Source organism: Candidatus Zixiibacteriota bacterium, assembly GCA_016933955.1.
Lineage (GTDB): Bacteria > Zixibacteria > MSB-5A5 > GN15 > PGXB01 > JAFGTT01.
The window spans coordinates 86600-99475 of record JAFGTT010000027.1 but is presented as its reverse complement, the minus strand read 5'-3'; the positions used below and the strand labels follow the sequence as shown (position 1 = coordinate 99475).

The 12876-nt window shown below is 46.2% G+C and carries 12 protein-coding genes; 8 read left to right on the top strand and 4 right to left on the bottom strand.

What is annotated here, in order from left to right; genetic code table 11:
- Positions 1–26 precede the first annotated feature (26 nt).
- The 3 genes from JXQ28_09410 to JXQ28_09400 are packed head-to-tail and all read right to left on the bottom strand — an operon-like array spanning position 27 to position 2928.
- Complete coding sequence (locus JXQ28_09410) at positions 27–830, bottom strand: carbohydrate ABC transporter permease (GenBank protein MBN2277951.1); 804 nt, start codon at positions 828–830, stop codon at positions 27–29.
- Positions 827–1690: a sugar ABC transporter permease gene (locus JXQ28_09405; protein MBN2277950.1), complete on the bottom strand. Its 864-nt coding sequence runs from the start codon at positions 1688–1690 to the stop codon at positions 827–829. The genes JXQ28_09410 and JXQ28_09405 overlap by 4 nt, the downstream gene beginning before the upstream one ends.
- Positions 1687–2928, bottom strand: coding sequence for an extracellular solute-binding protein (locus JXQ28_09400; GenBank protein MBN2277949.1), 1242 nt, complete (start codon positions 2926–2928; stop codon positions 1687–1689). The genes JXQ28_09405 and JXQ28_09400 overlap by 4 nt, the downstream gene beginning before the upstream one ends.
- A 68-nt stretch (positions 2929–2996) precedes the next feature.
- On the opposite strand from JXQ28_09400, the gene JXQ28_09395 reads away from it, so the two are divergent.
- The 8 genes from JXQ28_09395 (at position 2997) to JXQ28_09360 (ending at position 10057) form a co-directional block, all read left to right on the top strand.
- Positions 2997–3878: a hypothetical protein gene (locus tag JXQ28_09395; GenBank protein MBN2277948.1), complete on the top strand. Its 882-nt coding sequence runs from the start codon at positions 2997–2999 to the stop codon at positions 3876–3878.
- Entirely contained in the window at positions 3879–4496 is a 618-nt protein-coding gene (locus JXQ28_09390) for a hypothetical protein (GenBank protein MBN2277947.1), read from the top strand.
- A complete protein-coding gene (locus tag JXQ28_09385; GenBank protein MBN2277946.1) occupies positions 4496–5302 on the top strand; it encodes a hypothetical protein in 807 nt (268 codons plus the stop codon). The genes JXQ28_09390 and JXQ28_09385 overlap by 1 nt, the downstream gene beginning before the upstream one ends.
- Positions 5303–5310: 8 nt before the next feature.
- Positions 5311–5916 carry a hypothetical protein gene (locus tag JXQ28_09380; GenBank protein ID MBN2277945.1) on the top strand — a complete coding sequence of 202 codons (606 nt, stop codon included), beginning with the start codon at positions 5311–5313 and terminating at the stop codon, positions 5914–5916.
- 143 nt (positions 5917–6059) lie between these two features.
- Positions 6060–6827, top strand: a complete 768-nt coding sequence (locus tag JXQ28_09375) for a DUF72 domain-containing protein (GenBank protein MBN2277944.1) — start codon at positions 6060–6062, stop codon at positions 6825–6827.
- Between the two features lie 55 nt (positions 6828–6882).
- Positions 6883–7812 carry an ATP-binding cassette domain-containing protein gene (locus tag JXQ28_09370; protein ID MBN2277943.1) on the top strand — a complete coding sequence of 310 codons (930 nt, stop codon included), beginning with the start codon at positions 6883–6885 and terminating at the stop codon, positions 7810–7812.
- A complete protein-coding gene (locus JXQ28_09365) occupies positions 7812–9113 on the top strand; it encodes an ABC transporter permease (GenBank protein ID MBN2277942.1) in 1302 nt (433 codons plus the stop codon). Before JXQ28_09370 ends, JXQ28_09365 begins: the two co-directional genes overlap by 1 nt.
- Positions 9095–10057, top strand: a complete 963-nt coding sequence (locus JXQ28_09360; protein ID MBN2277941.1) for a D-alanyl-D-alanine carboxypeptidase — start codon at positions 9095–9097, stop codon at positions 10055–10057. Before JXQ28_09365 ends, JXQ28_09360 begins: the two co-directional genes overlap by 19 nt.
- 290 nt (positions 10058–10347) lie before the next feature.
- Here the strand turns inward: JXQ28_09360 and JXQ28_09355 are convergent, their stop codons facing one another.
- Positions 10348–12840: a leucine--tRNA ligase gene (locus JXQ28_09355; GenBank protein MBN2277940.1), complete on the bottom strand. Its 2493-nt coding sequence runs from the start codon at positions 12838–12840 to the stop codon at positions 10348–10350.
- Between the last annotated feature and the right edge of the window lie 36 nt (positions 12841–12876).

Here is a 12876-nt window from a genome sequence, read left to right as displayed (position 1 = left end):
TCAAGCTCAAAATAGACTTTTTTGGTTCACTGTTTGATGGCTCCGGCGGTGATGCCGGAAACAATCTGTCTTTGAAAGAAGAGGAAAATAACCAAAACCGGGATAACCGCAAGTGCCGATCCGGCCATCAAATGCTGCCAGTCAATCGCCTGATGACCCTGGTATAGAGCCAGCCCGACCGGTAGAGTCCGCACCGAATCGGAACCCGTCAGAATAAAAGGAAACAGGAACGAATTCCAATTAGTCAAAAAAACCTGAATAGCCAGAACCGCCAGGGCCGGTTTGCAGAGAGGCATAACTACCCGTAACAGAATATGAAATTCCCCGGCGCCGTCAATACGTGCCGCCTCCTCCATTGAGGATGGAAGAGTGTCAATATACTGCTTTATAAGAAAAATCCCGATAGGATTGACCAGAAAAGGCAATATCAGGGCGGCATAGGTATCATATAAGCCAAGATGAAACATAAGAAGGTAAAGCGGTATAATTAAAATATGAGCGGGGATCATCAAGACCAGAATCACCGAATAAAACAGGATGTTTTTGCCGATAAATTTGAATCTTGAAAAGGCATATCCGGCCATAAAACAAAACAGAATATTCCCGCCGGTTACGATCATACCGACGACTGTTGAGTTAATAAAATACTTTAACATATTGCCGGAAGTAGCTATATCATAATATATTGACATTGTAATTGATGGGCCGATCAGGTCTTTCGGGGTAAGGCCGGAGCCGGTCGGAAGAAGTGAAACCCTGAACATCCAGAAAAGCGGAAAAACCATTACCAACAAAATGGCGATCAATAATAAATATCTGAGGATTTTCATTGAATCCCCCGTTGCTTTAATAATCCCAGTTGCACCACGGAAAACACGGCGATGATAAAAAACAGAATATAGGCCGCGGCTGAAGCATAACCGAATTCGAATCGACTCAAGCCGGTCTCGTAAATAAAATAAACGGCTGTTGAACTGCCATAACGCCCCCTTGTCATGACAAATATTTCAATGAAAACCTGGAAGGATTTAATGGTGTTGATGACTATAATAAAAAGCAGGACCGGTTTTAACAAGGGCAGGGTGATACTGAAGAATTTCCTTCTGGCACTGGCTCCTGCCACCTCCGCCGCCTCATATAACTCCTCGGGAATCGATTTCAAGCCCGCCAGGAACAGCAACATATAGTATCCGACCGACATCCAGATATCCATGGCCATTATAGCGGCCAGCGAAGTCCTATTAGACAGCAGAAACCCGTTCTCCGGCGGGGAGATTCCAAGCATATCGGCCAGTAGATACAGGTAACCGTCCCGCGAATAAAGATTGCTAAAAATAAGGGCGATAACGACCAGCGAGGTGATCGAGGGCATGAAATAGCCCGAGCGGAAAATTGTTCGGCCGGGGAAGTTTCTGTTCAACAATAAGGCGAAAACCAGCGAGATAGCAGTGGTAATCGGAATTGTCCCCAGAACGAAAATAAAAGTGTTTTTCAAGGCGGTAAGGAATCCCTGATCGGAAAACAGCCGGATATAATTATCAAAGCCGACCCAGTCGAAGGTCGGTTTCATCAATCTGTAATCTGTAAATCCGAGAACCAGCGAATAGAGAAGAGGAAACAGCCAGAATGCCAGCAGGATGGTAATCCACGGCGATGCAAACAGGTAGCCGGCTAACTGGCGCGATTTCATTCTTCAAAAATCAATTTTTTTATCTTCTGGTTTGCCTCATAGAGCGATTCGGCAATCGGGGCATCATTAAAAAGAACATCTTCGAGAGTCGTCTCAATAATATCCTCGATATAAACCCAGTTGGGCGTGGCCGGAGTCATCTCCGAAAGACTCAACTGCTTGATAAATGTCTGCAAATTAATATCGGAGGTGAAAAACTCATCGGATGCCGCACTTTTGCTTGAGGGACTGGCCGAATAATTGGCTTTACAGAAAAGAACCTGGTTCTCCGGTGAGGCAAGATACTTAATAAAATCTATGGCCGCGGCTTTGTTTGGCGATGATTGACTGACCGCCAGATATTCGCCTCCGGCAAAGCTCTTACCCGGGAATTTGGGGCCCGGAATAAAAGTGGTGACGAAATTAATCTTCGGTTTTTCGTTTTTTATCCGCTTTAATAACCAGTCGCCGGATATAATCATGCCGATTTTGCCATCCAGAAAGGCATCCTCAAGCCGACGCTGGGTGTCCACCAGGGAACAACTATCGGTCAGTTCCTTATAAAATTTCAGGGCCGTGTAGGCCTTGTCGCTGGCGAAAACGACATACTTACCATCTTTGCTGACAATCCGCCCATCGGCCGCCCAGAAAAACGGCAGGAATTTCTTGTACAAGCGATGTTTCTCGGCGGCATTGGAACCGAATCCATGAATACCTTTACCCAGCGAATCGATTTTATAACAGGCCTCTTTCATTTGATCCCAGTTGAGGGGGACATAATTTTCGTCAAGACCGGCCTTTTGAGTCAGATCCTGATTTATGAATAACACTCGCGTTCCCAGAATCCAGGGGAAAGCGTATATTGAATCATTCCAGATTCCCGGGGACCAGCCGATATAATCAGCCGTATCGGTAATCACGGACAGGCCAAGATCGGCCAGTTTGCCGGCTGAAGAAAATTCCGCCACCCAGTCGGAACCAAGTTCGACTATATCCGGGGCAGATCCCGATGAAAAAGCAATGACGATTTTCTCATGGCCGTCAGCCCAGGTCAAGTCCGTAATGTTTATTTTAACATCAGGGTGAGCTGTTTCATAATCGGCCACCATTTTTTCGATGGTCGGCCTGATAGCCGGATCGGTCCAGAATTGCCACCAATCCAGGGTGACTTTATCCGATGTTTTATTTTTGCCGGTGCAGCCAAAACTGATCATGACCGCCAGTATTACAATAACTGCGAGTAGTATTAGTTTTTTCATAGTCCGAGGATATCACTCCCTTTGATTGATGTCAAGTCAAACTTTTTGTTGATCTTGAAGTTCGGTTATTGTTAACTCTATTTGTGTTTACCAAGCTACGATATCGCCGGTTATTAATCCAGATTATTCTTTTCGGTTTGGTTTTCGATGTTGCCTTGGCCGTCGAACCGAATTCTGATCCCGGCTGGCTGAAATATGAAACCATTCCCACCCTTCTGTTTTCCATTATCTCGCTTATTATAGTCTTATATGCCATCTGGTGGGTAAAGTCCGGCAGAAAATTCAATATTCGCGAAATTCCCGGCCTGAGGGCGGTTGAGGAGGCCGTCGGACGGGCTACTGAAATGGGTTCATCCCTTCTATATACCCCCGGCTATGGCGGCGATATTCAACGTCCGACTACCATAGCCTCCATGAATATTCTTTCTACGGTCGCCGAAAAGACGGCCGAATATGATTGCCGACTGATCTATCCGACTCACGACCCGGTTATAATGGCCGTGGCGCAGGAAGTGGTCCGCGAGGGTTGTATAAAGGCCGGTCATCCCGATCGCTATCGACCCGATGATATATTTTATATTTCATCGTCTCAATTCGGCTATGCCGCGGCAGTGGATGGTATTATCAGCCGCGAAAAACCGGCTTCGATTTTTCTGCTGGGGACATTCGAAGCCGAATCACTCATTTTGGCTGAAACCGGGAATTCTATCGGGGCAATTCAGATAGCCGGAACCGATTCGACCATTCAGCTGGCCTTCTTCATTGTTGCCTGCGATTACACCCTGATTGGTGAGGAGCTTTTCGCCGCCTCGGGTTACCTGTCGCGAAATAAAGAAATTCTCTCCTCGGTCAAGGCCCAGGATATCATAAAGATCGTTATTGCTGTCTTTGTCATTTTGGCGACTATCTGGGCAACACTGGACCCGTCCTCGACATGGTGGAGGTTTTAGGTGAAAACCAAAATACCACTGGCTGTCTGCCTGATTTCCGGGGTGATTATGTTTGTCCAGTATTTTTTATCTCATCCAGTGGCGATCTCGATTTATAGCAGTATCCTGGACTGGTGGCAGATAATTTTCGCTTTTACGCTGTTTATTGGGGTGGCTGGTTTTATAAAAATCAACCTGCAATCCATCAGCCGGAAAAAGGACCGGCCCTACCGATTGATTGCCCTGTCGGGCCTGATCCTGATGCCTGTTCTGGCTCTGATCGGCGGGACTGAATTCGGTTCGCCGTTTCTTTGGGCTTTTGAAAATATGCTGGCTCCGCTACAGGCCACCGTTTTTTCACTTCTGGCTTTCTTTGTCGCCTCAGCCTCATACCGGGGGTTCCATGCTCGTTCCATACCGGCGGCCATCCTTCTGGTGACAGCGGTCATTGTCCTTATCGGTCGGGTTCCGATTGCCGAGATGATTTCCGAATCGTTTCCCAAAATAACCTTCTGGGTGCAGAATTATCCTTCGATGGCCGCCCGGAGGGCCATCCTGATCGGAATCGGTCTGGGTTCCATGACCACAGCTCTGCGGGTTATCCTGGGAATCGAACGAACTTATTTGAGCGGTGAGTGATGAATCGACTTAAGATCAGATGGATTATTTTCGCGGGATTGGCCCTGGTTATTATTATTTCATATATTATTCGGATTGATCTTGATACTAAACCATCGCCTCTGGTACAGAAATCATATGATTATATTGAGTCTCTCCCGGAATCCACGGTGGTCATGTTCTGTTTCGATCATGAGGCTTCGTCGCTGCCTGAGATAAAACCGATTGCGCTGGCCATGTTACGTCACGCTATCAGGAAAAATCTCAAAATTATCGGCCTGTCCACCTTTGCCGAGGGAACCGCCATCGGTTATATGCTGATGACAAAAACGGCTCAGGAGTATGGCCGGGAATACGGTCGTGATTATGTCTTCCTTGGTTTCCGTCCGCAACATATTTCGGTTTTTCTGGCCATGGGTGAATCGATCAGCCATGCCTTTCCACTCGATTATCTCGGCAACAGAGTTGATACCATCCCCATGATGCGGGCAGTCGATAATTATGATGATATCGATATGGTCATCTCCATTGCCGATGGTGATCGGACCACCCAGTGGGTGGAATACGCCGGGGCCCGCTATCATCAGAAAATAATGGGTGGGATTACTTCGGCCATGATAACCTCGTACGATCCCTATCTGGCCTCAGGTCAACTCTATTCGGTGGTTGGGGGACTGGTCGGGGCGGCCGAGTATGAAATCCTGCTGGGGACGCGCGCGGCCGGGAATCGCGGGATTCTGGCCCAGACCTCGGCTCATATATATGTGATTGCCATGATCATAATCGGTAATATTGTTTATTTCAGGATGCGGAAGGGGAGAGGCTGACAGTGGAAATGGGTGTTCTCATTGCCGGTATTCTGACTTTGGCTATATATTCGTTCTTATATCGCGATAACCCGTTTTACCGGGCGGCTGAATCATGGCTGATCGGCCTATCAATCGGTTATATCCTGGTTATCAACTGGCAGAAAGCGGTAGTTGGACTTCTCCTGGTGCCGCTGTTTCAGGATGGACACTTGTGGCTGATTATTCCCCTGGTCCTGGGGCTTCTGATGTTTTCGCGTTTCACCGGAAAATCATCATGGTTGTCGAGAATTCCGATTGCCTTCATGATCGGGACCGGGGCCGGGGTAGCGATTCCGGCCATGCTTTATGCCCGGACTCTCAAGCAGATGTCGGCCACGGTGATGCCTCTTTGGGATGAGGGCGGATTTAATTTCGAGGCGCTGGTGGTTATGATTGGATTGATCGCGACTCTGGCTTATTTCTATTTCAGCCGTGAACATAAAGGTCCAATGGGAAAACTGGCCAAACTGGGCACTTACTTCCTGATGATTTTCTTCGGGGCCACTTTTGGATATACGGTCATGTCGCGGATGTCGACTTTCATCGGACGGATAGATTTCCTGCTGACCGATTTCCTGCATATACTGTCATGATTTGTCCCAAATGCAAAATAAAGATGGTCGAGCAGAAACGTTCGTTTCATAAACAGCGTAAATGGATTTGTCCCCGATGCGGCCGGGTCCGTTTTCAGGAAAGTAAAAAACCAAAATGATAATAGATTTTGGTCGGGAATATTATGGAAATAAAGATTGGCACATCGGGATACAGCTTTGATGACTGGAAAGGAGAATTTTATCCGCCCGATATCAAAAAAGGTAAAATGCTCGATTTTTATGTCCGGCATTTTAACACCGTAGAAATCAATTCGACTTACTATCGTATCCCGCATCCAGCTGTCATGGCCAATATCGAAAAAAAGACCCCGGCCAATTTCGAATTTATAATCAAAACTCCGGATACCCTGACTCATCGTCGGCAGGATATCGAGAAAGCCATTCCAGCCTTTAACGACAGCATTCGTCCGATAGCTGAAGCCGGTAAGTTAAAGGGCCTGCTGGCCCAGTTTCCCTTCTCTTTCAAATATTCGCCCGATAATCTGGCTTATATCACCGATTGTCGGGAACGCTTGAAACCATATTCGCTATTTGTCGAATTTCGCCACGACAGCTGGGTTAACCGGGTGATGTATGATACCTTCAAGGCCGGGGAGATCGGTTATGTGGCGGTTGATGAGCCGCAGTTGAAGGGTATGCTCAAACAGGATCTCTTTAACACCACCGATACCGCCTATATCCGTTTACATGGACGCAATGCGGAAAAATGGTGGACGGGCGGACCGCTTCGTTATGATTATAATTACAGCCCCGAAGAACTTCGGGAATGGAAAGAGAAAATAAGCAAGCTGGAGGGCAAGGCGGGAAAGGTTTTTATTTTCTTCAACAACTGCCACCTGGGACAGGCCGTCAAGAACGCCCGGGAGATGATACAACTTTTCGAGTCTTAGATTTTTGTTGACCGGACTGGAAATATTTCGGATTATTGCCATCTATTGAGGCTATATGGGCGAATATCTACGTTTGGAAAATATTAGCAAAGCCTATGATGGCAAGATGGCGGTCGATAATCTAAGCCTGTCGGTTTCCCGCGGTTCAATTTACGGCATTATCGGACCCAACGGGGCCGGTAAAACTACCACCATTAGAATGATTATGGATATAATTGCGCCCGATTCCGGGCGAATATTAATCGATAGCCATAAAATCGGCGCCGATTTTCAAAATATGGTTGGCTATTTACCCGAGGAGCGGGGGCTATATAAAAAAATGAGCCTGATCGAGGTTATCACTTTTTTCGCTCAATTAAAAGGTTTTCCTCGAAAAAAAATCATGGAGTCGATCGATTCCTGGCTCGAGAAAATGTCACTACTGGAGTATAAGGAAAAGAAGGTCGAGGAACTTTCCAAAGGGATGCAGCAAAAGCTGCAGTTTATCACCACCATGATTCATCAGCCCCGGCTAATTATTCTCGACGAGCTGTTTTCCGGGCTCGACCCAATCAATATCGAACTTATTAAGGATATTCTCCTTGAGGAAAAGCGTAATGGTACTACAATTCTCTTCTCCACCCATGTGATGGAGCAGGCCGAGAAGTTGTGTGATTATATCTGCTTGATCAACGGTGGCAGGAAGGTACTTGATGGTCGGCTGGCGGATGTTAAATCCAGATTCGGGACTAATTCCATTCAGATTGAAATTGAAGGTGATGGCGGCTTTGTTTCGAATATCACGGGAGTCGATAGGGTTATCGAGTTCAACAATTATATCGAATTAAAACTGGATGATAAGGCCGATTCTCAACAAATTTTAAATGAAATATCCGGCCGCGTTAAAATCAGACGATACGAAATTATGGAACCATCGCTGTACAATATTTTTATCGATGTGGCTGGAGGAAAACCAGGAGAATTTCCCGAGCCGGAGGAGAAGTGATGTCCAAGTTGTGGATTGTTATCTCCCGTGAATATGCTCAGGTGGTTAAGAAAAAATCATTCCTGGTCGGTATTTTTCTTACCCCGATATTCATGATTATGGTAACCATTTTACCGGCTCTTCTGGCGCAGAAAAAATCAAGCAGTACCGAAAACATCGCCATTATAGATTTAGATAATCAGGGAATAGGGGAGAGATTTCGAGAAGTATTGGCCGAATATAAAATCGATGATGGCAGACCGGCATATGATGTCAGGGAGATCTATTACGCTGATCCCCAAGATTCCTCCGGAATAGCCTCGATTCGGCGGGAGCTTGATTCTCTGATTAATGCCAAAGAGTTGAAGATGTACCTTGTTCTGAATCGGGGGATTGAGAATAATGATTCATGCATTATGGTGGCCAAGTCTTTCGGGTTTGTGACCGGTTCTCGTCTCGATCGGGGTATTTCCAGGATTCTGGCAGGCCGAAGACTGGAAAAATCGAATATCAATCTGGCCGTGGATTCGGTTTTACACCTGGCTCGTAGTGTTGAATTTACCATGGAGGCGCCGGGGGGGAAGAAAAGAGATTTTCTGACACTCTATTTGGCCGGGATTGTGTTTGTCATGATCATTTTCATGACCGTGATAGGTTATGGTCAGATTTTAATGCGGGCCGTTATCGAGGAGAAAAATTCCCGGATAATCGAAGTCCTGGTTTCTTCCATTTCACCGTTTCAGTTGATGGCCGGAAAAATAATCGGGATGGGCCTGGCCAGCCTGACCCAGCTGGGAATCTGGATTTTAATCGGGGCGGTCATTTATAATTTCAAAGGCACATTGAATATTAATGCCGATATATCCGGAGTCATTTTTAATCCGGTTCTGATTGTCTATTTTGTTATTTACTTAATTCTGGGGTATTTGCTGTTTTCAACCCTTTTTGCTTTCATCGGATCGATAGTCAATTCCGACAAAGAGGCTCAGAATTTCATTTTCCCGATTACCATGATATTGTTGCTGCCGGTCCTGATTGCCATGAATGTTGTCCAGGAACCGGATTCCACTCTGGCTACGACCCTATCATTGATTCCTTTTTTCACGCCGACCATGATGATTCTTCGATTGAATATTATCGGGGTGGATCATTTCAGCTTTTCGGAACCGATCATTTTTCAGGCCACTCTTGGGGTGATCCTGACGATAATAACAATATTGATAGTGACCTGGATCACTTCACGGGTTTTTAGAATAGGAATTCTGATGTACGGCAAACGACCGACTTTGCCGGAAATTTTAAGATGGATGAGGTACAAATGAAATCATACCGGATACATAGAAAGCCGGGCGTAATTATTATGTCGCTTCTGGGGCTGTTTGCCCTTTATTTGATAATCGAAAACGTGGTTGTCAAGGTTTCAGAATCAAAACCGGTTTTTGATATTCCTCAGCTTAAAAAGTCAGCCTGCTTCGATTTTGAACTGCCGGACAGTAATATTTCGCGGTCATTGTATCTCAATCTTAAATCAGCCATAGCCATTGACAATAAATCCAAAGAAGTCCTCTATTGCTATAATGCCGATGAAATCCGGCCGATTGCCTCGATTTCCAAACTCCTGACGGCTATGGTAGTTCTTGACCATTACCGTCCCGACAGCGTTCTGACCATAACCAGGGAAGACGGTCGAAGTTCGGCCCGTTCATTATTTCGGGTAGGGGATAAGGTCAGAGCCGGGGATTTGCTCCATGCCGCTCTTCTGCAATCGGATAATCGAGCCGCCAGAGCACTGGCTCGTTCGGTGGCCGGAAATTATGAAGATTTCGCGGACCTAATGAATAAAAAGGGCGACGAAATCGGTTTAAAAGACACCAAAATGTATGAGCCTACCGGACTTGATGAACGCAATCGCTCGACTGCGGCTGATTGTGCGCGTCTAATCAATGCCGCTATTTTGAATTACCCCGAAATCTCGCGTATTACCAGTCTCAAGAAATACACTATTACTCCGGTTAATCGTAAACGATCCAAAAGACTGGTCAATACCAATAAAATGGTTTTCTCCAAATACCGGGTCAAAGCGGGTAAAACCGGATACATTATCAAATCGGATTACTGCCTTGCGACCATATTGGAAAACGGCGCCGGCCGACAGGTTACGGTGGTTGTATTAGGGGCGCCGGGACCGCAAACCCGTTTTCGTGAGGCCCGCCGTCTGGCCAATCATGCTTTCCAACGGCTGCAATCGCTGGCTGATTCAAATTAAAGGATTACTTTAAAAACGGGACCGATTGAAGGGTATTCTAGGCTACGATAATTTAAATATTACCGCCACATCAGTTTGAGAATAGGATATGGGACGTTGGGGATTTTGTTTTGGCTTTACGGGATAATAGCCCAAGATATTTTGCTCGGGTCATATAATGGTTAATGAATAAAGGGAATAACAGACAGGGGAAACATATAATACTAACAATGCGGTGTCTCTAAAGATATATTATGTTAACTTATATATTGATTCTACTATCCTTCTGCCATAATCAGTATAAGTTCTTCTTATTTTACAATCAGGTTTAACAGGCGATTTTGAATATAAATCTCTTTAACAATTCTGCCATTATCCGTGTAGTTCTTTACACGCGGCAACTCCAGAGCCTTGGCCACCACTTTTTTCTGATCAGTGTCTCTTTTGACAACCATATCGGTCCGAAGTTTACCATTAATCTGAATAGCAATGGTCACATTATCAAATTCAACCGAATTGGGATCGAATTCGGGCCATCTCGATTTAACCACAAAACCCTCACCACCACAAATCTGCCACATTTCCTCGGCCAGATGCGGTGCCAGCGGCGCTATTAGTTGAATGGTTTTCAGAATGATATAATCATTAAGATTGTCATTATTTATTTGTTCCGATTTATAGGCCGATTCCAATTCCATAAGAGCCGCAATCGCCGTGTTGAACTGAAGACGATCAATATCCTCGCTGACTCTTTTTATGGTCTGGTTCAGTTTGGTATATATCTCGCTTTCATAGGTCGTCATATTATCGGATTTAAAGTATGACTTTAAGTCCGGTTTCGAGCCGCGATAATATCCGGCCAGCGGGAAGAAACGGTTTTTAACGAATTTTTCCATTCCCACCAGGCCTTCTTCGGTCCAGATAACTTCCTTTTCAGCCGGGGCCGTGAAAAACATCCTCAAGCGGGTTATATCAATCCCGCGACTGTCCATCAAGTCAATCGGTGAAACCACATTGCCTTTTGATTTCGACATGACTTCGCCTCGAGCATCACAAACCATGCCCAGATTAAACAGCTCCCGGGCCGGTTCTTCATCGTTCACCCAGCCCAGATCCTTAAGGAATTTCTGGAAGAATCGGAAATAAATCAAATGGCCGGTGGCGTGGGTAATACCTCCGATATATTTATCGATAGGCATCCAGGCCGCGGCTTTCTGCTTGCCAAATGGCTCCCGGTCATTGTTGGGATCGGTGTAGCGCAAATAATACCATGAGGAACAGACGAAAGTATCCATGGTATCGGGGTCGCGCTGAGCCTTTCCTCCGCATGACGGGCATTTGACATTCATATAGGCCGACACATCTGCCAGCGGCGAGCGCCCTTTGGGCAGGTAACTTTCCACCTCGGGAAGCAGAACCGGCAGGTTTTTTTCCGGGACCGCTACCGGACCGCAATGGTCACAATGAATAATCGGGATAGGTGCGCCCCAGTAGCGCTGGCGCGAAATCAGCCAGTCGCGCAATTTGTAATTAACTTTACCGCGGCCAAAACCATTTTGCTCGGCAAAACGGGTGATTTCTTCGATAGCCCTTTTTCCCGCCAGACCATTGAATTTATCGGAATTGACCATTACTCCGTATTCGGTATAAGCATCAGTCATTTCATCAAGGTTGAGAATGGTATTTTTGTCCGGGTGAATGACTATTTTTATCGGGATATTATATTTTCGGGCGAAAAGGAAATCCCGGCTGTCATGAGCCGGAACGGCCATAACCGCCCCGGTGCCATATCCGGACAGAACATAATCGGCCACCCAGAGCTGAACCCGCTCACCATTGTAAGGATTAATGGCGTATTTACCGGTAAAGACCCCGTCTTTATCATCAGTAACGGCCACCCTTTCTATCTCCGAGCGCATCATCACCTTACGCCGATATTCCTCGACTTTTTCTTTATCTTCACCGGCAAGATTAAGCTCATCCACCAAAGGTGATTCCGGGGCGATTGCCATAAAAGTAACCCCGAAAATAGTGTCCGGGCGGGTGGTGAAAATCGGCAGTTTCTCGCCCGTTTCCTCAATCGTGAAATCTATTTCGGCCCCATAGGAACGGCCGATCCATTCCCGCTGCATTGTTTTAACGTTTTCCGGCCAGCCGGGAAGAGCCTCCAGGCCATCGATCAGCCGGTCGGCGTAATCAGTAATTTTGAAATACCACTGGTTGAGTTCTTTTTTCTCGACCGGCGTTTTGCACCTTTCGCACTTGCCATCGACCACCTGCTCATTGGCCAGCACCGTTTTATCTTCCGGGCACCAGTTGACCCAGCCATTCTTGCGGTAGGCCAATCCCTTTTTGAACAACTGGATAAACATCCACTGAGTCCATTTATAATAATCCGGATCACATGAAGCCACTTCCCGTGACCAATCAAATGATATCCCGGTTTTTTGCAAAGTCGCCCTCGAGACCGCAATATTCTTGTTGGTCCATTCGGCAGGATGCAATCCGCGCAGAATGGCGGCCCTTTCAGCCGGCAATCCGAAAGCATCCCATCCGAATGGATGCAAAACATCACGGCCTTTCATCATCTGGTATCGGGCAATAGCATCCCCCAGGATATAATTGCGGAAATGCCCCATATGAATGTCGCCGGAGGGATAGGCGAACATAACCAGCATGTAATATTTATCTTTATGCGGCAGATCGGAAGATTTGTAAACCCGTTTTTCATTCCAGATTTCCTGCCATTTATTCTCTATCTTCTTAAAATCATAGATTATAGGTCTTGTCGTTTCACTTTTCATTTTAAATATCCATTCTCTATTCGGCCGAAAAACCGA